Origin of the sequence: Myroides sp. WP-1 (assembly GCF_014145635.1) — a bacterium.
Taxonomy (GTDB): domain Bacteria; phylum Bacteroidota; class Bacteroidia; order Flavobacteriales; family Flavobacteriaceae; genus Flavobacterium.
Genome location: NZ_JACHTC010000004.1, coordinates 157238 through 180281, shown reverse-complemented (window position 1 = coordinate 180281; position 23044 = coordinate 157238). Strand labels below are relative to the sequence as shown.

Below are 23044 nucleotides of genomic sequence, written 5' to 3'. Positions count from 1 at the left end.
ATGAAATATAAAGTTAGAATAAGTTTAGATATTGCCTTTCAATATATCTTTAAAGCAACGGGCTTATTAGTTCTTTGCTTGTTAGGTGGAATTTTAGCGCTATTGATTTACAATTCGATTTCCTTTTTTACCGCAGTAAAACCGCTCGATTTTATTACGGGAATGGAATGGAATCCAACAGCAAAAAATCCAGCTTATGGTATGCTACCACTAATTTTGAGTACAACGCTTGTTACTTTTGGAGCCATGCTAATTGCAATTCCCTTGGGAATTGGTACTGCAGCTTTCATTTCTGAATATGCTGGAACACGACTCAAAAATATCTTGAAACCTGCGATTGAAATGCTTGCCGCTGTTCCTTCTGTAGTGATTGGTTTTTTGGGAATTGTGGTTGTGAGTCCAGGATTAGCGGATATGGCCGGTTTACCCAATGGATTAAACGCCCTAAATGGTGCGATTCTACTAGCCGTAATGGCTCTACCAACCATTATCACTATTGCGGAAGATGCGATTCACGCGGTTCCTAAAACCTACAAAGAAGCAAGCTATGGTGTGGGAGCTACGAAGTGGCAAACCCTTCGCAAAGTGATTATCCCTGCAGCAGCTCCAGGAATTATCTCCGCCATTATGCTAGGTGTAGGACGTGCTATCGGAGAAACCATGACGGTACTAATGGCAACAGGTAATGCCGCTTTAATCCCCAAAGGATTCTTCGATTCGGTAAAAACCATGACTGCAACCATCGCCATTGAGATGGGTGAGGTACCTTACCAAACCACACACTACTACGGATTATACGCTTTAGCGACTGTTTTGTTCTTTATGACGTTAATTGCCAATCTTGTGGGAGAATATTTTATCAACCGATTAAGAAAATATCATGCAGCTTAATAAATTTAAATTATCTTCTATTATCGAATGGGGAACCCTAGTTGGAACAACGCTTATTGTTTGCTTTTTCTTGGTTGTCATTATTTTGGAAATTGTAAGCAAAGGAGCAGGAAGCCTTTCATGGGAATTCATCTCTAGCGTTCCCAAAGAGGGAATGACTAAAGGAGGAATCTTAACCCCAATTATTGGAACGGTCTTAATTACGTTAATCACTGCTTTATTCAGTATTCCCTTTGGTGTGTGTTGTGCCATTTATCTAAATGAATATGCAGAAAACAACTGGTTAACGCGTATCATTCGCGCGGCTATCCGAAATTTATCAGGAGTGCCTTCTATTATTTATGGTTTATTTGGATTGGCCTTATTCGTTCAGACACTCCAATTGGGAACTTCTCTCTTAGCTGCTGGATTGACTTTAGGGTTACTTTCTCTTCCCTATATTATCACCACAACAGAAGAAGCCCTAATGCAAATTCCAAATAGTACACGTGAAGCCGCTTTAGCTGTGGGGGCTACTAAATTTGAAACCATCAAAGATGTAGTGATTCCCTCTGCCGTTCCTGGAATATTAACAGGAGTTGTATTAACCTTATCTAGAGCCGCTGGAGAAACTGCCCCTATCCTATTTACTGGAGCAGCTTTTTACATCAGTGATACCAATGGATACCTCAATCAAGAATTCATGGCATTGCCGTATCACTTATACATGTTATCTACCCAGCATCAATCCATTGACGAAGTAAGACCCATTGCCTATGGAACAGCATTAGTCTTGATTGTTGTGGTATTTTTATTAAACCTAAGCGCATTTTATATCCGTTATAAATTCAGAAAAAATGAAAACTAAATTATCTGCTGACAACTTAAATATTAGCTTTGGAAGCAAACACGTTTTAAAAAATGTAAGTGTACAATTTGAAGAAAATAAAATCACGGCTTTAATCGGTCCTTCGGGTTGTGGAAAGAGTACCTTATTGCGCAGCTTTAACCGCATGCACGACTTGGTTCCTTATGCCAAAATACAAGGTTCAATCAAGCTAGAAGATCAAGATATTTACGCAAAAAATATACCTGTAACGGAAATTAGAAAGCGCATTGGTATGGTGTTTCAAAAAGCGAATCCCTTTCCGAAAAGCATTTACGACAATATCGCTTATGGCTTAAAAATCAATAACCTTCCGCATGATAAGAGTGTGATTGAAAAAGCCTTAACGGAAGCCTTTTTATGGGATGAAGTAAAGGATGATTTAAAAATGCCCGCCCATCGTTTATCAGGAGGACAACAACAGCGTCTTTGTATTGCTAGAGCAGTAGCGCTGCGTCCGGAAGTAATCTTAATGGACGAACCTTGTTCTGCTTTGGACCCGGTGAGTACGATTAAAATTGAAGAGTTAATTCTCCATCTAAAAGAAAAATATACCATTGCAATTGTAACACACAACATGCAACAAGCTCAACGCATCGCGGATCATACCTATTTTATGTATCTCGGTGAAGTAAAAGAAAGCGGATTGACACAAGACATCTTTGAAAATCCCAAACACGAAATGACGAAGAATTACATCAATGGAGTTTTTGGATAAAAAATACCATGCTAAGGCATGAAATGAAAATAGAAACGCTTCTCTTATGCTGATAAGAGAAGCGTTTTTTTTATTTTTTAATAAATCGCTTCACGACTTTCTGACCGTTTTGTTTCAGTTCAATTAAATAGATTCCTCTATTGAATTGGCTTACTTGTATTTTTTGATCCACCAGTGTTCCTTCTTGTATAGTTTGACCGAGGTAGTCAAAAATGCGATACGTTACAGGTAAATCTGAATTAGATGTGATATTCAATACATCTGTTGCTGGATTTGGATATAAAATAAAAGCAACGCGATCAATATCTCCTACACTAAAATCAGGTCTAAAAACAGCTTTAATTTTGAAGTTTGCATAAGGCGTTACCGTTATTTTTTGTTGCAATGACCATCGATCTCCTGTCCAATGTGAAAACTTATATCCCGGTAAAGCTACTGCTTCTAAAGTAATTGGCACACCTTTGAAGTACGTTCCTTTCCAATTGTCATAATCATCATCAACCCCAATGGTACTGTTGTTAATTTCAATGGTATTTACTTTGACAAATCCCATTGCTTGATTGTTAATCTGAGCCGTTAATTGATAGTTTCCGCTCAAATTGAATTGCGCGTGTAGGTGTTGATACTGATAATTTGTTCGCAAACGCGTAAATTCTTTGAGCTGTTCAATGCGGTTATCCCAATCCTGCATCGATTGAATTAAGTTCCAACGCTCAATATACCTCGGCATCTCAGCACTGATATTGTCGCGCATTACATCGATCAAATCGAGCACGCGTTGTTGCTTATACGTAGTATTCAACATATCTGCAAAACGATTTAAAAAGTAGTTTTTATACGTCGTATTGCTCAACAGTCCGCTTAAAATATGGTCTTCACTAGCAATCGCAGATGCAAGGGTATTGTGGTTGTACGAATTGTTTATCCATTCGTCAATGCCATTAAAACCAGCATCTAAATCTTTAAAAACCCATCGAAAACGACCGTCCTGACCGAAAGGGGCATTAGGGGTATACGCCACTCTTTTTCTAAAATACGTATTATTGTTGTGCGGCCAATCAAAATTAGCGGCATAGATCTCTGCAATTTGATAATCTGTAAAATTAACCTCATCAATATACGTAAGCGCTTGATTATAGCGCGTGGTTGAATTCAAATTGTTGGTTTGAAAAAAAGTAACCATTTCTGCGTATTTCAGGCTATCTCCTACTTCTACAACTCCGTTATTTTCCAAAAAATCTAAATCTTTTTCTTTGATGTTATACACTCTTTCAAAATACTTTTCATCATAGCGTTCCCTTAGGTTCATCAATCCGTAATACTCTCCATTGACAAACGTTACGACTGGTTGATATTTTTGCGTTTCAAAATGGAGGTGTTCGTTGAGTTTTTGAATAAAGGCATCGCGAAACATGGTTCGATAAGTATCATTACCCGAGTTGCGTACAATAAGTCGCTTAAAGGAATCATAAGGGTAGTTGGCAAAAAAGGAGTGTTCCATTTGCTTTTTTCCGTAATCAGCTTTGGCATAAAGGCGATATGACCTGTTTTTAAAATGTCGCGATCCATTTCCGTGATTGCGTATTCCAACGGTTTGATTAACTACTTCACTTCCATTATCCAAGTAGATAAAATTAACCGGAACTTCAGAAGCCGATCCTTTCGCCCAATAATTAGCAGGAACCGTTGTTTCATAATTATCTACTAGAGGGTTGTCCAATCGCCAGTCATCAAATGTTTTTCCTGCTACCCACAACCCTTTTTCATAACTAAATAACAAATCGTCGTCTACATTGATATTTACCACGGGAAAAGGATAGTTCTTCGCAACAAAATACACCTTGGTAACCGTTTCAGAAACACGATCTGCATCGACATAAGCTTTGGCTCTAACAACAAAACTCTTATCCAACAAGGTAGTGGGAACATAAGGATTGTATTCGTATGTCGTAGAAATAGTTGCTAATCGATTAGCCTCTGTTGAACGATCATAGACGGAAATTGGTGTTTGGTATACTAAAGTAAACAACGTGTCCTGATGCATCTCAAAAGGAAGTTGTCCGCCGTGTTGGGGGTATTTCGTTTTAAACGAATACACTTTTCCATTCACGTTATCTAGGGAAGGTTCAGAACCATCTAACGTATACAACACCGTTGCATTGGCATTGGGATGTTGTAATTGCAGTAAAAAAGCTTGATCATAAAAGCCGCTATTCGCCGAAAACGTAGGCGGATCTATCTGCTGTCCAAACAAGGTGGACGTCAAGCAGAAAGCGATAAATACACAATAATTTTTAATCATAATTTAAGGGGTTTTAAAAGTTAATTTAACCTATTAAAGTTAAAAAATTAACTTTAAATTAGCAATTACATAAAAATAAACAAACAAAAACTCCGTTCATATTACAACAACACTTCCCCTTTTCAACTTGTTTATTGGTAATTTTAACTCCCTAATTATCTCCTGTTAATGCGTACCTTTGACTCAACTTCTTCTTGTGTATGCTAGTTCACACACTAAAAAACAGCTATTGACTTTCCTTTTTTGTGCATGTAGCATTGGCCTTTATTTCAAGAGAAGTTAACACACTAATTCTTCAACAGCGAAACCGATAAACATGAAAGAACATCACTACCGTGCTACGATTGATTGGACAGGTAATCAAGGTACAGGAACGGATCATTATGCGAATTACGAACGCAGTCACACAATTCAAATTGAAGGCAAGCCTTTACTAGCAGGTTCTTCAGATCCTGCCTTTCGGGGAGATACAACCAAACACAATCCTGAAGATTTGTTTGTTTCCTCTCTTTCTTCCTGTCATATGTTGTGGTATTTACACTTTTGTTCTGTACATCAAGTTATTGTTGAAGCTTATACCGATACCGCTACGGGAACAATGATCGAAGAAAAAGATGGAAAAGGGCGCTTTATCGAAGTAACGCTCCATCCTACCGTAACGGTTCAAAGTCAAGACATGGTAGCACAAGCCTTAGCTTTACACAAAAAAGCGAACGAATTTTGCTTTATTGCAAATTCAGTTAATTTTCCGGTTCACCATCAACCAACGATCATCGTAAAAAACAAAGAATAAAAAAAGGAGGCTATTGCCTCCTTTCTATTTTAATTCAACGGGAATCAAATGGATCCACAATTGTTTTCTATCTCTATTTTTTTCAAAGTTTTTACGGATAAATTCCCCATTATAAGACACCTTATTATCATAGTACAACTGATCGTTGACATACACCTTTACCTTTTTCTTCATATCGATCATTTCTGGAGAAATTGCAATTGCAAAAGACTTAATACGAGATGTTTTGATGCGATACACATTGTCTTTATATTCCGCTACAACTTTACCAGAAGCGCGTGGAAAGTCAAAAGCATCTTTATCGACCTCTACTTCTTGCATCGTATCATCGTCGTCGTCGTCACTTTCGTATTCCAACCATTTTGTAATTTTAAAGTTCAACGGTTGATGGTGCCAACTCGCTTTTGTTTGTACAGTATCTAATTTTATATTTTGCAACCAATCCACACTGCCATTAGTTTCATCGTCAAACTCCCAAGTCAAAGATGAAGGAAACGTTTCTCGTTTTCGTTGCATCAAATCGGCAAACAGAATTTGATACGCAGGTTCTGATTCGTCAAATTGCGGAAACCAATGAGGAAATCCGTCATAGCGAACTTCTTTGTAATCGACTTGTATTTGATTCATCAACGCTGTAAAATCATCGTTGGCATTGGGTGGATAATAATAGTCTTGATCCGTTGAAAAATTAATAAAATTTCGATTCTTAGCATTTTCTACAAAGGTACCTCCAGTAAACACTTTGGGTTGTGTATTAAATCCATAGAAACCAGCAAAAGGCGTTGCATTCTTCATCAAATAAGAGAAAACTCCCGTTGCACCATTGGAATGCCCTGCTAGAAATACCTTGTCATCGTCAACGTTAATTGTACTTTTGATCTCTTTCAGTATAGCAGGAACCATAAAGAATCCTTCATCAGACGTCATCCAATTGTACTGTTTATTCGCTCGTGGAAAAACGAGAATTACATCGTATTGATCCGCATATTTCGTGTAATAGCGATTCCAATTGCCCAAATTCATTTCGGGGGTTTGGAAATCGAGCAAAGGGCTATATCGAACGGCTCCATGCAAAAAGAACAACAAGGGATATGATTTAGCCGGATTGTAATTTTGGGGTAAATGAACGTAATAGGATGTTTTTGTGGTATCGTTCAGTTGAAAACCAATTGAATAATCGCGTTGCTCTTTCGGCAGGTACGGATGGTCATTCTTTAGTTGTTCATATCGTTCTTTGCCATTTTTTGACGAGTAATCGATTTGTTTTTTCGTTTGAAAAAAGGCTTTTTCTTCGCTTTTTAACATGAGATCGAAAGCATGCTTGCGTTTGTTTGCTTCTAGTACAACAACTTTCCAACGGGGATCATCTAGGAGATTTTTGCATTCCTCTACAGCATCTTCATGTGTGATATTCATCCAGCCGGGAAATCCATTACTATCTTTCTTATCTCCAAAAAGTTGGTTCAAATATGCAAAAGCGATGTCTTTATCTTGAAGGGATGCAGCGAGAATAGCACCTTGATACAAATCTTCGACCTCAATACTATCGGGAAATTGAGTAAAAGCTTTTTTATAAAGAGATAAAGCCTCTTTACTACTTGCCTCCTCTTCTTTTTCTACTAAACTCTCTGCTTGAACAATCCATTTTGTATAATTTTCTTGTGCCATTCCTGTGGTACAACACAGTAGAACAATCCAAATAAAATAGTGTTTCATGTTTTTTGGTGGTTTAAACGCTAAGATAATTAACTTTTATCTAGTAGTACACACGTACGCTGATTTTTACAAAAGAGCCTAATAACTAAAATCTAATACTCGAGGAGTAAGTGGTTTTTCCTTACTTACTCTTTTTGGATATATTGGGTTTAAATTATACCTTTCCTAAAGATTTTCTTCTTGGTATCCTAGCTTTTTTTGCTGAGACAAGCAATTGAAACACCTTTTACTAACACTGGATTTATACACTATGAGTACGCTTTTACACATTGACCGAGAAGAGAAACAACTTCGCGAACAATTAGCTAAACTACCAAGAAAAAAATGGAAATTTCTAGGTAGAATTCCCCTTTGTATTCTTTTCATCTTTATTGGGCCTTATATCCCTCTAAGACATAATACAATGATGGGATACATGGGATACATGGGGTATTGGGAAGCCGTTACAGCAACAACCATTCTCTTTCTTGTTCTTCTGCCTTTTAGCATCTATTTTGGCATCAAAGAAGTCAATGAAGAAATGCTCGATGTAGAACGAAAACTCATCCGATTAAAATACAAACGAAAAGAATTGGAAGTTGCCCAATCTTCTACTTTACAAGATCAGTAACCCCTATACCAACTACTAAATACAATAGCAATGCAAAAAAAGAATCTCATTGTCTTCGATATTGATGGTACCTTAACCGACACTGTACACCTTCATCAAGTGGCGTTCAAAAAAGGGTTACAATCCATCGGTGTTGGTGCATTTAACGATGCGTTCTCCACCTATAAACACCACACAGATTTACACATTGCCAAAGTCATTTACGAATCGAGTACGGGAAATTCCTTTTTGCCCACTACCATTCATACTTTTGAAACCTTTTTATACGAAGAGATAAAACAAGCAACCATTCAAGAAATAAATGGAGCAAAGAAACTCGTAGAAAAACTCGAACAGCACTCCGATTTTGGTGTGTGCTTTGCAACAGGTTCTTTGTATCAACCTGCTGTCCTAAAGCTCAACCGCATTGGTATTGCTTTTGATCCGCTTCAACTAGTTGCCTCTAACACCATTGAAGAGAGAGAAAACATTGTCAACCAAGCGATCAACAATGCTAAGCAATACTACAATACACCGTACTTTGAACGGATCATTGCTGTCGGAGACGGCTTATGGGACTTGTTCACCGCAAAAAATTTAGCTCTCGAATTTATAGGCATTGGCAATTCTAACCGAGAAATCATGCAAGCCAATGGTATGCTTCACCATTTTGAAGATTTGCAAGACTTTACTTTTTAATGGCGTTTTTGTTCTGGTAAACCTTACTTTTCTTGTTTTAATTTAGCAAAATAAACAAGGGTAAAGCATACTACAAATCCACCACCTAAAGAAAGGAAGAACCACAACAACAAATGTGCTGTGCGTTGTTCATAAGGTTCAAAATGAGGGTGTAAAATCAACGCTTTACTCGTTTTACTATGACCTACTTGGTGCAAAGCTGAGATATAATCTCCTCGATCGCGTGAATGATCCAAGCGCTCTAAAAACGTAAAGCTTCTAAAATCAATTAGATTAAACTCATTTTGTATTTCTCGCATAAAGCGTTGAGTCATCCATTTTTCTTGACGACTATCCTTGGGATTCATTCCATATCGCTGATATTTCATCCCTAGCCAATACACATGCGTTTCACTTGGCTCTTCTGTAAATCGCTTGACAATTGGAAATACTACATAAGCATCGAAATACAGCTCCGAACTCGTTTTTCCTGATATCCTCGTTTTTGTATGCCACCCAACCTTTTTTGTGTCTATATGAAATCGATTAACCGTATAATACTTTGAAAAGGGGGTTTGTTCTATCTGATAAACATCTTCTACAACGGTTTGTTTACCAAGGGCTTTACTAAGGTAATTTTGGGCAACTATCGTAGGAACAAGCACAGCGATTGCAAAAACAGTGCAATAAAAACCCAATGTATTATCGCGTTTAAACTGGAGTTGTTTAAGCTTAGGACGCAAAAAAAAGTACACCCCTATTGCAGTAACCACAATAGGTAAGAAAATGAGGTACATATCTTCTCGAAGAGGGAGGTTTCCTTCAATAAACAAGAAAAAATGAACGAAGGAATATCCAATCACAATGAGAAAAGTAAACCTTACTAAAGGCCAAAAAACCAAGTGCATTTTTTTTCTTAAATCTGTCATTTTAGGGCGTATAGTTAAATCGCAAAAAGATATAATACGAAGCTAAACGGAATAAGTGATATATCACAATAAACACCTTGCGAATTTTAGGCTTTATAATTGTGATAAGGATGACAATATGAAGTTTATTTTCAATTACCTAAATGGATAAAAAAATGAATAAAATTCAATAAAAAAACATAAATTACATTAAATATTCAAATAAACACCTTAAAAACAAAATAAAACGCTTGTTCTATTCATTTCTTTAGACTACTTTTAAAAAACGAAATCAAAAAAAGCCTCCAATTGAGATTTAATTGAATTTCTAGCATATGTGATTCACAAATTGCAACTCACCAACACCTTACTCTTGGTTTTAAATAGGACGTCAAACGCCTATTGAAGACTGCAATACAATGGCTTTATTTATCAAAAGCAATACAAGTATTATTTATTAACAATTTAATTTTTAAACCATGAGAAAATCAATTTTCTTGGGAGTAGCATTCGCATTTGTTGCTCTTGTCGGATTTAGCAGTGCTAACTCCATTGGAACTAGTGCTAAATCAGATTTAGCTGGAGAAAAAAGTAACAGCATTTTAAGTGAAAGTCGCAATACGGCTGCCACTGCAAATGCAACTACTTTAGAAGTATTTAGACCTAGAAGATAGGTAAATAAGGCAAGGTTTATGGCTCATAAACCTTGCCTTTGTTGTTTTGAAACACGGATATCACCTAGTTGAAATCCTTAAATTCCTTAGGTACCTCAACGTACAAGAAACGTCCTTGGGAACAACCTTATTTATACAACACCGCGACTTGTGCTGTAATCTATTTTTTTTATATATCCTCTAATCCTGATCCTTTTACTATGAAAAAAATATTCAAACTCTTTAGTATACTTATCGTTATAGTCTACTTCTTATTTATTGGATCTGTTCAGCTTTACGATCTTAATTACTTTGAATCTAAACCACTTAATCAATTAAAGGAAAACTATGCACTTCCTTTTTTTGAACAAAATTGGAGCATGTTCTCTCCTAATCCTCCTAGTGGCAATCATTTTTTTCTGCTCAAATTTAGCACGCAAAAACAAACAAGTGGATACATTGATATCCAACAAAAAATTCGAGAACGCAGTTTTTCTCGTTGTTTCTCGATTGACCAACGGTTAAAAAAATACTTTTCTGGCTGTTTCAACGATATTATTGAAATACAAAACGCTGGTGTCGACCTTTCTCTTCACGCATATAAGAGTCAAGGATTAGAATCTCTACTCAACTACTCCAAATTTGTCTTTGAAAATCAAACGGATTTCAAAGGTAAACTCCAACCGAAAGATTCTGTTTTCGTAAACATCTATCTCGTTGATGAACAACTAAATAAAGACATACATCAAAAGAAAAGCTATACAACTTTATACAGTGAACTAGATAAAATATACTTACTCAAAAAGGAATAATCATGGAAAATAGACAAACGGGTATCCTCCTCCTTCGTATCTTTTTAGGGTTGGCCCTTCTCAAAGATTTCATCACCTATTTTAGCAATAGACAATTTTTATTCGACAAAAATGGTATCGTTTCTTACGAAACCTATCAAGATATTATCAACTACTACGATCTGCAATGGTTGAATATCGATTTTACTCAACCTAATAACAGTGTGTTCTTCTGCTTACTAGGTATCTTTTTTAGCCTGACTTTTACCTTGGGTATCTTATCGCGTACCTCAGCCTTCTTTCTGTTTTTTTTGTCGTTTATCTTTAAATTCAGAAATATTTTTTTATTGGATGGTGGGGATAATATTGTCATGGTTCTCTTGCCCTTTTTCTTCTTTATTCAGTCAACAAGCCTCTGTGCTACTTACAACGCGTTTTTAGAAAAATGGAGAATAAAAAATAATTACTATCTCGATACTCTTCATAAATTAGCGATTTTGGGTATCATGATCCAAGTCTGTTACATCTATTTATTTGCAGGTTTACACAAACTTCAAGGTGAGGTATGGCAAGACGGAACTGCTCTATATTACATTTTAAACTCCAGTGATTTCGCTGCATATTCACTAGATACTCTTTTTGTGCAATTTCCTTTTTTAGTATACCTTTTGACGTGGTGTACTATTGCTTTTCAATTGACGTTTCCCTTTTTAGTTTGGTGCAAAAAAACGCGAAAGATTGTTCTGTATTTGGGAATTCTCCTTCATCTCGGTATATTAGTTCTCATGCGTATTGACAATTTTTCTTTTATTATGCTCGCTTGTTATACCGTTTTCTTTACGGATAAAGAATATGATGCACTACAACTAAAAACCAATCTAAAACTGAAGTTGTAAACGTCATTCACTTTATATTACTAAGCAATAAAGTATGCTTACAAAAAAGGTTGAAGGGCTTTGTCCAAACGGTTATCTAAACAAGCACTAATATCAGTAGTCACAAACTTGCCACGGTAAAATAAGCTAAAAATAGTAGCTGGACTCGGGGCTTGTTGTGCTTGTTCTCTACACTCTAGTTTGACAATTGTTAAGGATAAGTTGCGCTTTTTTGCTGTCTCTTTTAAAATATGTTGAACATGCAACTCCGAGAAAGGGCAACGATTAGAATAGTAAACCGTTAGATCTGTGGTCTCTTTACAACATCCTGTTTTTACACTTTCATTGAATTGAGGGTTTTCTGCCTCTTCTATTTTATAAACCAATAAACTAAAACCTGAACTCGTTTGATCAACCGTTGTAAAACCTTGTTTTAAAAGCCATTTGGTGTCGCTCATAAAGTGAAATTTTCGCGTACCTGCAACTGTTACTAAGCCCTTATACCCCCTTTCTTTGGCATCTTCAAGAGCCATTTGAAGTAATTGTTTAGCATATCCCTTGCCCTTATATTGTCCTGCAACCCAAAAACAATTGATCAACAGGTAATCAGGAGCAAGAACTGGAACCCATCCCTTTGCTGCGGGTCCGTATTCCATAAAAACTTTAGCTCTAGCATCTAATCGACGAAAAACATAGCCATGATCTAATTCTCTTCTCAACCACTCTTTTTTTAACTGAGTACCTTCTGTACTTTTCTTATCTGAAATAGCACAACAAATATGCTCTCGATCTAAATTCATTTGATCCAATACAATGAAATTTTCCATGACACTCACTTTTATTTTTACTAAGGGAATTAACTAGATTTTTATTGCTTAGCTAAAAGTACATCAAATTTCAGGAATACTAAATAGCTAGTTTCTACTGCAACAGCTAACAAAAAAGGTTTAATCTAGTAGATTAAACCTCAATGCTGTTTGTGTTTCTTTCTATACTGAATGGGGGTTAATCCTACTTGTTTCTTAAAAAATCGCCCTAAATAAGACTCTTCAGAAAAATTGAGATCACCTGCAATCATCGCTACTGTATCACTCGTTTGAATCAACCGAGACTTAATCTCATCTACAAGCTGTTTATGAATAAAATAACTTGCTGAATTACCTGTTATTTCTTTCACTACATCATTGAGATAATGCGGATGAACATGTAATGCGGCTGCATATTCATTCACTTGTTTAACTGTTTGAATTTTTTGGTTTACTAAAAGCTGAAAACGCGCAACCAATTGCTCTTTACGCGACAAGACAAACGGTGTTTCTACTCTTTTATGGTTGTAAATGCGTTCTGCTTCTAATAAAATAATATTTAAAAACATACGCACAAGCAAATCATCATTGAAGGTTTGTTTGTGGCATTTTTCACTGTTTAATTTCCAAAATAAATGCTCCATCATAACAACTTCTCTTTCCGACAACTCGATAAAAGGCGATTGCCCAAATTGAAAGAAAGGAAAACTATTTAATTTAATCTGATGTTTTAAACAGAGTAAAAAGTAATCTGCATCAAACAAACACATGAATCCTTTTACTCCTTCACTCCATTGTTGGATATGGTGTAATTGATTTTCTCCAACAAAGTACATATTCCCTGCTGTAAAGATGTATTTTGTATATCCTATTGTTTCTTCTACTTGTCCTTCTGTAATAAGTACTAAGGTATAAAATTGCTTTCGCGTCTGTTTTCCCTCTCCAAAAGCGGGTAGTTGAGCTAGATACTCAAGGGTGAATACTTCTAAAAATCCAGCGCCATTTTGATGCGCAAGCGTGCAACACTCTTCGCAACTACTATGGCCATCTTGATCGGTAAAATACAAAGATTTAAAATCATCAAGTGTTTGAATTTCCTTGATTATATCTTCATTTTTCATTCTTTTCCTTTGTTTATTTAAAGATACAATAACTTTTGACTTATTGAATAAGAATGGCGTGCAACAAAACTCCTCCTAAAAAAAGACCAATGCCATAAATAGTATGCGTCAATAAACTTCTTATTCTCGCAGTTTTAGGATTCGGTGTTTTTGAGGCAGCGATACCAAAACCGAAAGCGGGTTGCATGATAAAAAAAGGAGCTATTGTGGTTAGTATACCTACCAATAAAGCAGGGAGTAATGTAGGATTTTCAATCCACTGTATCCCACAAATCAACAGGAGTACAAAGGCAAAAGCAATTCCTATCAGATAGTGAGCACACCATCCGATTGCTTTTTCTCTTTCAACGGGAGTTGCTTGCACAATGTTGGGATGACGAAATACACCTTGCTTAAAGTGCCCCATCCACCTCCCTAAAAAAGCGTAATTTAGTGAGGGTATTTGAAAGATTTTTCGAAGTACAAGTGCATATACATCCATAAAAATAGTAGCACTCACTCCAATAAATATAGAATATCCCAGTAGTTGTAGTATTGTATTCATCTTGCTTATCATTTTATTTGAAACAAAAGTACTCCCCCTTCTCCTGATACTCCTGATGAATATTGGAGTAAAAACAGGACAAATCACAGAAATAAAAAAAGAGGACGGTCCAAGGTCCTCTTTTAGCAACAAACTAGTAATCTACGCAAAATACTTGCATAGCATTCGTAATTAAGTAATAATATCATCTAAAAACTTCCGTTCAAAACTTTGATTTTTCCTGTAAATAGATGGAGAAATTCCCACTATTTTTTTAAACTGTTTACTCATGTGGCTTGCATCTTTATAATGCAATTGTTGGGCAATTTCTTCTAAAGAATATTCACAGTATGAAATCAGTTCTTTTACTCTTTCAATTCGATATAAGATGTAATATCTTTCAATGGTCAAGTGTGTATGTTGTACAAATAATCTTGCCATACGGGCATAGCTCATAGTTGCAACTGTTGCGATATAGTCGGATAAATTTACGGGCAGTATGGGTTGTGCTTCTGCGTATTCAATAATTTTTCTTTTTATTTGTTCAACAATAATAGCAACGTCATCTACCAATAATTCAAATCCCAGCTGTACTAGGCGTTCTTCTAGTGCTTTTAATTGAGTATCAACTAATGGACGAAACACTTCTACCTCACCTAAACGCACGGTTTTAACCTCCACCTGTAAAGCTTGAAATTCTTGGTGAATCAAGAGAATACACCTTGGGCATACCATGTTTTTTATTTGTAAAATGCAAGACTCTTTCATGCCTAGAAAAATATAGGGAAGTAGGATCTACTTCCCGTATAAACAAATTAGTTAACTTGAGCTTCCGCTGCGAATTGTTGATAGTTTGCTTCATTCTTAAAGTAAGCAACTTCTCCATTATCCCCTATCATCACAATGTAAGCTTCGGCTTTATCAACCGTTTCCAAGGTCAATGGATCTTTAGCTTGACGCACTGTTTCATCTTCTGGAATTCGAGATTGACACATAGCACAACAGCCATAATATACCTTACCCTCATGTTCAACTTTAAGTTGTTCTTTTCCCATAAAAGCATCGTTAACCATACAGACTAACTCTTTGGGTACGACATCTCCTTTTTTATACTTTTCAGTTGTGTTAGTAGTTGCGGCCATATTGTGATTCATGTCTTGCTTTACTTGCTCTAATGCTACTTCGGCCTGTTGTTGTGTTTCTTTTGTTTTTTCTCCACAAGCGATCGCCAGCAAACTCAATGTGCTTATCGCTATCATTTTAATTCCTTGTTTTTTCATTTTCTTATTTAATTTTTTGTTCATGCATAATTTCTTCTGTTGCCATTTTGAGAATCTGAGTTCCCGCTTCTAAATCGCCAAATACTTCAACCAGCATCGGCATTACTCTTCCTTTAGCTACTTTGATATGATAAGCCACTCCTTCTCGTACTTCAATTACATATAACCCTAAATTGCTTTCTACTAAGGCTGTTTTAGGCACAAAAAAACTAGGTTCGTGACGCTGTAATTTCAGTGTGGCATCTGCAATCATATTCGGTTTTAATACTTGTTTTTTATTGTCTATATCTGCTTGAATTTGTTCGGTGCGCAGCTTGAGATCTAAACTTCCAGATTTTCGTGTAACAACAGCGGTAAATACTTCTTGAGGAATGGTTTTCACTTGAAAAGACACGGTGTCTCCAACTTTTATATAAGGAGTATGTGCCTCGGCAATAGCCAAGTTTAAACGCAACTTATTTATATCCTCAACGATCAACAAAGGTTGATGATTCATTGGTCCGACATAAGCCCCTTTATCAACTTGTCTATCCGTTACCATTCCGTCAAAAGGTGCTTTTATCACCAAGTATTGATTGATGTTTTTTACCTCTTCATACGCGGAGGCTGTAGCAGCTAACTGCGCTTTATCTGCCAACATTTTCGCCGTGATTTGCTCTAGATAATCGGGGGCAATTGCTCCTTGTGTTTCATTCGCTTTAAGCGTGCGATCATAGGTTGCCTTTGTTGCAATATACAGGGCTTCTTGTGCCTTCCACTTAGCTTGTGCGTTAGAAACCTGTGCCTGAATTTCTGGTGCTTCTAATACCATCAGCACCTGCCCTTTTTTGACAAAATCACCGATATCCACACGTAAATCTGTCACATAACTATTGATCTTCGCTACTATTTCTGTACGTTGATCTGCTCTTAATTCGGCTGGTAATTGCAAGGGAACTACGGGATTTGTTTTTTCTATCCCTATCGTTTCCATTTTATTCATCATCCCTCCTTTTGGGGCTTCTACAGCAGCTGTTTCTGTTGTTTTTTTATCTGTACACGCGGTTAATACAGCTAGACTAACCAAGGTTATATATAATCTGTTCATCGTTTTATTTATTTTCAGTCGGTAAATAGTGAATACTCTCAGGATCTTCTGGATCTAAGGAAGGGGATTGTCGGTCTACTTTGTTCATGACCCACGCAAATACCATAGGCAGAATCACAAGTACAGAAATTGTAGATGCTAATAATCCACCGATTACAGCTCTTCCCAATGGTGCAACTTGTTCGCTTCCTTCTCCGTGGCCAATAGCCATTGGCAACATACCTGCAATCATGGCTAACGTGGTCATGGCTATTGGTCGAATGCGAAGCTTGGTGGCTTCAATTGCTGCTGCGGTAGCTGTCCAGCCTGTTTTTCGCAGTGTTTCTGCATTGTTAATCAACAATACTGCATTGGCAATTGACACACCAACTGACATGATAATACCCATATACGATTGAAGATTTACTGTTGATCCGGTAATCTTTAGCAGAATCAATGACCCCAACATAACGAAAGGTACTGTCGTTAAAATAACAAACGACACTTTGAACGACTGGAAATTAGCTGTCAACATCAAGAAAATTACTACAATCGCCACGAGCAATCCTCCTGCTAAACTATTCATCGTATCATCTAGTACTGGAGCCATTCCCTTTAGTTCAATATTCACTCCTTTGGGCAATTCGCCAAGTTCTGCAATCGCTTTCTCTACATCAACTTTCGCCCGATTCAAATCTGTTTGGTGTACATTAGCAACGACAGTTACATAGCCCATTGTTCCTTCGTTGTAACTCTCTGCTAGAGCTTTAGATTCTACAACGGTTGCTACATCACTTAGAACAGGGCGATCTGCATTTTTACTCAACGGAATATTTTCTAATTCTTCTTTACTATTTAATTGATTTTGTGGCATTTGAACTTGAACATCATAGGCAATACCCATCATACCTCCTACCCACATATTGCGGTTGGTATAACGAGAAGATGCTGTAGTTGCAACAAGTGACTTCGCTATATCCATTGCATCTAAACCTAATTGTGCAGCGCGTACGCGATCAATATTTATCTCATACGCTGGGTAATTCATCGAAATAGGCATCTTTTGATCCCGCATATAATCGATTTCGTTAAGCTTTGCTAGTAACTTATTTGCCGTCATCATATTCATTTTACGCATCATCCCTGAAATGCGTATTTCAATTGGCGTATTTGTACCTTGACTTAAAATCTTCTCCGTCAGTTCAATGGGCTCAAAGGTCAATTTTAGTTCTGGTAATTTTTCGTGAATGCGCTGGCGAATTTGGTCTTTTAGTTCATCTGTATTCCCGTTAAAATCCTTAAATGCTATTTGCATCGATGCTTCATGTGGCCCTGCATTATACAAGTAAATCGGACTTACTGCAAAGGAAGAAGGATGTTGTCCAACAAAAGCAGAAGAAATAGCAATCTTATCCTTTCCAAACAAGTCTTCTAACTCAGTTAATAGTTTTTTTACCTTGATTTCCGTATGTTCAATACGCGTTCCTTCAGGTGCAGTAATGCGCATTTGCACTTGGCTAGAATTCACCGTCGGCAATACGTCTTTTCCGATGTTTTGATACATAAATGCCACGGCAAGTATCGCTAGTAAAATAGAACCTGTTGCTATAATTCGATTCAAAGGCATAATCTTTTCAAGTTGTGCAATTACTCGATTCTTGAATTTATCAAACCCCTTCGCCTGATCTGAAATGGCGTGTTTTTCTGGATGGTATTTCATGATCCAATTGGCCATAATAGGCACAAAAGTCTGAGACAACAAAAACGAAACCGTCATGGCAAATCCAATAGCCATTGCTAAAGGCATAAATAATGCCCCCGGAATTCCTGTCATCATAAAAGCAGGTGCAAATACGGCGAGGATACTAAATAGAATCAACAGTTTAGGAAAGGCAATTTCCTTACATGCATCCCAAATTGCCTGTACTTTGGGTTTGCCGAGGGCGAAATGCTGGTGTATATTTTCTATGGTAACGGTACTCTCATCAACTAGAATTCCAATCGCTAAGGCCAATCCGGACAAAGTCATAATATTGATGGTTTGTCCAAACAGTTTCAAGAATAAAACGGAAGAAATAATGGCAATGGGAATCGTGGTGATTACAATCAATGCTCCTCTTGGGTCACGCAAGAAAAGCAAAACCATTAACCCTGTCAATAATGCACCTAATACACCTTCTAAAATCAAGCTTTTTACTGCATTAATCACATTGACAGATTGGTCAAATTCATAGGAGATTTTCACATCGTCAGGTAAATTATTCTGGATACGAGGAATTGATTTCTTCAATTGCTGTACCACATCATAAGTAGACGCTTTTCCTGATTTGGCAATATTGATGTATACAGAGCGCTTTCCATCCACCAGGGCATATCCCGTTGTAATATCCGCACCGTCTTTTACCGTTGCAACATCGCGCAAATAGACATTGTCTACTTGCCCTTTAAACAACGGGATATTGCCAAACTCTTCCACTGTTTTCAGGGTGTTATTAGTAGGTGTCAAATAGTTTTTATCTCCTACATATACGTTCCCTGAAGGCATGGTTACGTTTTGTCTGCTAATGGCTTCAACAATTTGCTCTGGGCTCATTTGATGCGTTCGGAGCTTACTAGGATCGATATTAATCTCAATCGTACGCGGCGATCCTCCAAAAGGTGGTGCTGTGGTCATTCCTGGAATTTTAATCAAGAAAGGACGCGCTACGAAATTGGCAATATCTTGCAATTCGTTATTTGTTTTAGTTTCAGAACGGAAGACAAGCTGTCCTACCGGTTGAGAAGATGCATCAAAGCGAATAATAAAGGGAGGTGGTGCTCCTGGAGGTAAGAAAATTACAGAACGATTAGACAGGGCAGAAATAGAAGCAATCGCTTCGCCCATATCTGTACCTTCGTAAAACTCAACCTTCATCAGGGTTAAACCTTGGGTATTTTTCGTATCGATACTCTTAATACCATTGGCAAAAAGCATCATATTCACGTACATTTTGGTAAAATACCCCTCCATTTGTTGAGGCGTATATCCATTAAAAGAATGGGCAATATACACCACGGGTAAGTTCATTTCAGGTAGAATATCAACCTGAATTTCTTTGGATGATTTAAGGCCAAAGAACAACAATCCTATAACCAATACCATAATTGATATCGGCTTGCGCAAGGCAAAACGAATTAAATTCATACTTTGTTATTTTTGGGGAATGGCGTTGATTAAAAATTGGATATCACCTTGGGCAGAGGCTTGCATCAATAAAGCTTGCCACACATTATTTTGGGCAACTTCATACGAAATTTCAGCACGTTGTAGGGTGTACAAGGCTTGGGTAAAAGCGACTAGATCGCTCAATCCATTTTCATACAAAGCTCTTTGTTGATTAAATGCAATTGTCGCTGCTTCAACCTCAATAGAACTCTGTGTCCATATGGCTGTTGCATTATGATATTGGGCTTTGGTCAAATCAACCTGATTCGCTAACTCACGATCCATTTTTGCATAGTCTTCCTGCAAGCTTTGAGAAATTTTCTCTTGCTCTTTTACTTTAGCCGTTGTTCGGAAAAAATGAGAAATATTCCATGTTACTTGTAAACCAACTAAATAATTGCTTCGATCAATTCCCACGCCTTTACTATAATTGCGAGAAAATGCTGTATTGTCTTGTACATAATTCCAATCAAAACCAGAACCGCGTCCCTGAAGAATACCAAAAGCATTGAGTTGGGGCAAACTACTGCGATGCACTAGTTTCTCCATCGTTTGACTTTGTTTGACACGTTCTTCTTGCCATAGTAAGATAGGATGCGCTGCGGGGTTGTATTCTTGTGCAAATACCAACGGCTGTTGAGCAACAAAAAGGGTATCCAATTGATAGGGCTGATTTTCCTGATCCAGTAAATCCGAAAGTTGCTTATTCCACTCGAGTTCTCTATCGTGAGCTTTAAGGTACGTGGTCTGTGCAAAAGCCACTTCTGCCTGAGCTAAACGTTCGTCGACTTGAGCAATTAATCCTGTTCTTGCCTTGGTCTCTGTAAGGGTATAAAACACTTTTGCTCGTTCTAAATTTCGCTCTTGTACCTCAACGATACGCTGTGCTGCTAACAGGTTAAAATAAGTCGCGCTTACCTTTACTTGTAGTTTAAAAATTTCTTGTGCAAGATCTTGTTGCTGCACAGTTTGTTGTGCTTTTGCTAAAGCAACTCCTTGACGAGTTTTTCCAAAAGAAAACAAATTCCAATTGATATTGGCAAAATACAAAGATCCGAATGCAGCATTCCAGTTCTGTTCCGCTAAGGGCATAGAAGTAGCTGCCGATCCTAATCCGCCATACGCATACAAAGGACCATTTTGTGCATTAATCGTTCCATAACTCTGTTGAGCACCGAAGGTTAAATCGGGAAAGTAGTTCCCTTTTTGATTTTGGGTATTATACCTCGAAGCTTCCAGTTGAGCTTCTTTACTTTTTATAAGAGGATAGCGTTGAGTAACGTGTTCTATTGCCTGCTCTAAGGTCAATGTCTGAGCAGATAGCGTACTGAATGTACCCCATAAAACAACGCACGCTATTATATTGAATTTCATTTCAAATCACGCGTTTAATTATACAATAACTAGATGGTATCTCTCTTTTAGAGGATACACTAAAAAGTTTTGTAACAATCAAATTCTATATACGCAATGTTTGATATACAAAGGGATATCCTTTGTGTGATCCGAGTAATATAAGTGGGGAATTAATATCTGTTTTGGTGCAGATACGAATTCGTATACCGCACCAAAATAGCGGTGTAAGATAGCATCGACAAAAAACGATACTTTTAAAACCTTAAAACTAGTTTGCTGTACTTCTGACTTTACTTTTACAACTTCAACTTTGTCTTTACAACAATTCTTTTTAGGGTCATTGACTGTTTTTCCTGTTTTACTACAAAAAGCACAGTTATCTTCCGCTGTTTGAGCAAAAGCCATACTCGTTTGCTGCACTAACCCTTTGCAGAGGTGCTGATATGTACTAAAGCCAGAGGCCAAAAACAAGTACATAACACTAAAAAGTATGACTAATATTCTCTTCATATGTTAGGCGAAGATATCAACTCACCTACAAAAGAATATTACATAATTTTTACTATCTATTGTATAATTTTGATTGGAACAAGGGATAGCCTATTCGTTATTTGTCAATTTATCTCCCTCTTTCACCTGAGTAAGATCGCCAACTAACACGCGATTCCACGGGGTATTACCGCGTTGAACATATACTTTTTCGTTTTCATTTTTCACGATCATGACTGGAACAGCAGTGATACGATCCTCTTCGTTTACTGTCCAAACGTAGGCTGTATTGTCACGCATGAAAATAGCTTTTTCATTGAACACTCGTGTTGGCACATTCAGTACGCTCAAAGTCAATTTTTGAATATCTTGTCTGTTGGGAATAGAAGCAACATTTAAAGTCATTACGATATTGCCTTCTTCGTTAATTGATTTTTGATTCAAGGTAGCCAATACCGAATTTGGCAATGCATAGGTCGACTCGTCTTTGAAAAGTAAGCTACCCTTTAATTGGTTTGCATAATTGCGAAGGAGTAAGTAGTTTTCACTGGTTACCTGAATTTGTACCGCTTGACTTTGTCCTGCTTGCATCGTCAATAAAGGTTGCTTTTGGTTAATGCTGTTTCCTGCTCCTACCAATACCTGTTTCACAGTTCCTGTTTGTTTAGCCTTTATGGTATGTTCAACGTATTTCTGTTGAGTAGATGAAGAGATCTTATTTACCTGTTCTTCGTAGCTCGTCAATGTTTTTTTAGCTTCATTATACGAAGCATATTGTTTCTCGTAATTTTCCTTTGCTGCTGTACCTTCTTCACCGCGATCAATTGCTAGTAATAGCTCTAATTGTTCTTTAACATGCTGTTTAGCATCTTTAACCTTTTTTGTAGCTTTACCGAGTCCTAACGTATCCCCTTGTGTCACCGCCACGCGAAGCAATGCAACATCTTGTCCTACTTCAATACGACTGTTGACATCAACCATAACCTGAACAAGTTCTCCACTTTGATCTGCCAAAACAGAAAAAGATGGTGCCGTACTAATTTGCGTAGGATAACTTTGATTGACAACGACAATCTCATCCGTTGCTGGTTCTACACGCACGCCTTCAGAAACAAGAGACAACGCTTTAGACGTTGTTGTATCCGTACTTTTGTTATTTCCTTGGCGTTCATTCATTCCGCGAAGACCTACCCAAACCAAGAAACCAATACAACCAACAGTCATTATTATTTGTTGCGCTCTAACTTTTCTATTCTTCATATCATGCATCTATAAGAGGTACAAATATAACAACTATCCTCCTTTTTTAAAGCTCTTTTCAACAGAGTTGTATTTTTTATTTTAACACAATACAATGGTTATAAAAAACAAAAGCTGACTCCTTTAAACAAAAAGGAATCAGCTTTTTTAACAACGATA

General features: G+C 37.1%; 22 protein-coding genes. 9 read left to right on the top strand and 13 right to left on the bottom strand.

From position 1 onward, the window contains the following. Genes pstC through pstB form a run of 3 tightly spaced genes read left to right on the top strand, consistent with a single transcriptional unit; the run spans position 1 to position 2474 of the window. The gene (pstC, locus tag H4K33_RS05770; protein ID WP_182647522.1) at positions 1-891 is read left to right on the top strand and encodes a phosphate ABC transporter permease subunit PstC; all 891 of its coding nucleotides are present in this window, start codon (positions 1-3) and stop codon (positions 889-891) included. Then, on the top strand, positions 881-1738 hold the full coding sequence (pstA, locus tag H4K33_RS05765) for a phosphate ABC transporter permease PstA (protein WP_182647521.1): 858 nt from the start codon (positions 881-883) through the stop codon (positions 1736-1738). Before pstC ends, pstA begins: the two co-directional genes overlap by 11 nt. Further along, positions 1728-2474 carry a phosphate ABC transporter ATP-binding protein PstB gene (gene pstB, locus H4K33_RS05760; protein ID WP_182647520.1) on the top strand — a complete coding sequence of 249 codons (747 nt, stop codon included), beginning with the start codon at positions 1728-1730 and terminating at the stop codon, positions 2472-2474. The genes pstA and pstB overlap by 11 nt, the downstream gene beginning before the upstream one ends. Positions 2475-2544: 70 nt before the next feature. On the opposite strand, the gene H4K33_RS05755 is transcribed toward pstB, so the two are convergent. Next, complete coding sequence (locus H4K33_RS05755; protein WP_182647519.1) at positions 2545-4776, bottom strand: CotH kinase family protein; 2232 nt, start codon at positions 4774-4776, stop codon at positions 2545-2547. A 316-nt stretch (positions 4777-5092) separates the two neighbouring features. Here H4K33_RS05755 and H4K33_RS05750 point away from each other — a divergent pair, with 316 nt between their 5' ends. Continuing rightward, the gene (locus tag H4K33_RS05750; protein ID WP_182647518.1) at positions 5093-5569 is read left to right on the top strand and encodes an OsmC family protein; all 477 of its coding nucleotides are present in this window, start codon (positions 5093-5095) and stop codon (positions 5567-5569) included. 24 nt (positions 5570-5593) lie between these two features. On the opposite strand, the gene H4K33_RS05745 is transcribed toward H4K33_RS05750, so the two are convergent. Further along, complete coding sequence (locus H4K33_RS05745; RefSeq protein WP_182647517.1) at positions 5594-7285, bottom strand: hypothetical protein; 1692 nt, start codon at positions 7283-7285, stop codon at positions 5594-5596. Between the two features lie 250 nt (positions 7286-7535). Here H4K33_RS05745 and H4K33_RS16520 point away from each other — a divergent pair, with 250 nt between their 5' ends. Continuing rightward, entirely contained in the window at positions 7536-7895 is a 360-nt protein-coding gene (locus tag H4K33_RS16520; protein WP_255493570.1) for a hypothetical protein, read from the top strand. 30 nt (positions 7896-7925) lie between these two features. Continuing rightward, a complete protein-coding gene (locus H4K33_RS05735; RefSeq protein WP_182647516.1) occupies positions 7926-8573 on the top strand; it encodes an HAD family hydrolase in 648 nt (215 codons plus the stop codon). 23 nt (positions 8574-8596) lie between these two features. Here H4K33_RS05735 and H4K33_RS05730 read toward each other — a convergent pair whose 3' ends face one another. After that, positions 8597-9481 carry a hypothetical protein gene (locus H4K33_RS05730; protein WP_182647515.1) on the bottom strand — a complete coding sequence of 295 codons (885 nt, stop codon included), beginning with the start codon at positions 9479-9481 and terminating at the stop codon, positions 8597-8599. A 458-nt stretch (positions 9482-9939) separates the two neighbouring features. Here H4K33_RS05730 and H4K33_RS05725 point away from each other — a divergent pair, with 458 nt between their 5' ends. The 3 genes from H4K33_RS05725 (at position 9940) to H4K33_RS05715 (ending at position 11800) form a co-directional block, all read left to right on the top strand. After that, complete coding sequence (locus tag H4K33_RS05725; RefSeq protein ID WP_182647514.1) at positions 9940-10134, top strand: hypothetical protein; 195 nt, start codon at positions 9940-9942, stop codon at positions 10132-10134. A gap of 200 nt (positions 10135-10334) precedes the next feature. Beyond that, positions 10335-10925 (top strand): DUF5819 family protein, encoded by a 591-nt coding sequence (locus H4K33_RS05720; protein ID WP_182647513.1) that lies wholly within the window; start codon positions 10335-10337, stop codon positions 10923-10925. A 2-nt stretch (positions 10926-10927) separates the two neighbouring features. Continuing rightward, a complete protein-coding gene (locus tag H4K33_RS05715) occupies positions 10928-11800 on the top strand; it encodes an HTTM domain-containing protein (RefSeq protein ID WP_182647512.1) in 873 nt (290 codons plus the stop codon). A 38-nt stretch (positions 11801-11838) separates the two neighbouring features. On the opposite strand, the gene H4K33_RS05710 is transcribed toward H4K33_RS05715, so the two are convergent. The 10 genes from H4K33_RS05710 to H4K33_RS05665 all read right to left on the bottom strand — a co-directional run bounded on the left by H4K33_RS05710 (position 11839) and on the right by H4K33_RS05665 (position 22885). Continuing rightward, complete coding sequence (locus H4K33_RS05710) at positions 11839-12606, bottom strand: N-acetyltransferase (RefSeq protein ID WP_182647511.1); 768 nt, start codon at positions 12604-12606, stop codon at positions 11839-11841. Positions 12607-12746: 140 nt separating this feature from the next. Next, complete coding sequence (locus tag H4K33_RS05705) at positions 12747-13706, bottom strand: AraC family transcriptional regulator (protein ID WP_182647510.1); 960 nt, start codon at positions 13704-13706, stop codon at positions 12747-12749. 40 nt (positions 13707-13746) lie between these two features. Then, positions 13747-14250, bottom strand: coding sequence for a DUF2938 domain-containing protein (locus H4K33_RS05700; RefSeq protein WP_182647509.1), 504 nt, complete (start codon positions 14248-14250; stop codon positions 13747-13749). A 171-nt stretch (positions 14251-14421) separates the two neighbouring features. Further along, positions 14422-14964, bottom strand: a complete 543-nt coding sequence (locus H4K33_RS05695) for a helix-turn-helix domain-containing protein (RefSeq protein WP_255493567.1) — start codon at positions 14962-14964, stop codon at positions 14422-14424. 80 nt (positions 14965-15044) lie between these two features. Further along, positions 15045-15533: a hypothetical protein gene (locus H4K33_RS05690; RefSeq protein ID WP_255493566.1), complete on the bottom strand. Its 489-nt coding sequence runs from the start codon at positions 15531-15533 to the stop codon at positions 15045-15047. Beyond that, the gene (locus H4K33_RS05685) at positions 15514-16596 is read right to left on the bottom strand and encodes an efflux RND transporter periplasmic adaptor subunit (protein ID WP_182647507.1); all 1083 of its coding nucleotides are present in this window, start codon (positions 16594-16596) and stop codon (positions 15514-15516) included. The genes H4K33_RS05690 and H4K33_RS05685 overlap by 20 nt, the downstream gene beginning before the upstream one ends. A 4-nt stretch (positions 16597-16600) precedes the next feature. Then, positions 16601-19759, bottom strand: coding sequence for an efflux RND transporter permease subunit (locus tag H4K33_RS05680; protein WP_182647506.1), 3159 nt, complete (start codon positions 19757-19759; stop codon positions 16601-16603). 6 nt (positions 19760-19765) lie between these two features. Further along, positions 19766-21154, bottom strand: a complete 1389-nt coding sequence (locus H4K33_RS05675) for a TolC family protein (protein ID WP_182647505.1) — start codon at positions 21152-21154, stop codon at positions 19766-19768. A 78-nt stretch (positions 21155-21232) separates the two neighbouring features. Further along, positions 21233-21646: a hypothetical protein gene (locus H4K33_RS05670; RefSeq protein WP_182647504.1), complete on the bottom strand. Its 414-nt coding sequence runs from the start codon at positions 21644-21646 to the stop codon at positions 21233-21235. A 90-nt stretch (positions 21647-21736) separates the two neighbouring features. Continuing rightward, positions 21737-22885, bottom strand: coding sequence for an efflux RND transporter periplasmic adaptor subunit (locus H4K33_RS05665; protein ID WP_182647503.1), 1149 nt, complete (start codon positions 22883-22885; stop codon positions 21737-21739). Positions 22886-23044 lie beyond the last annotated feature (159 nt).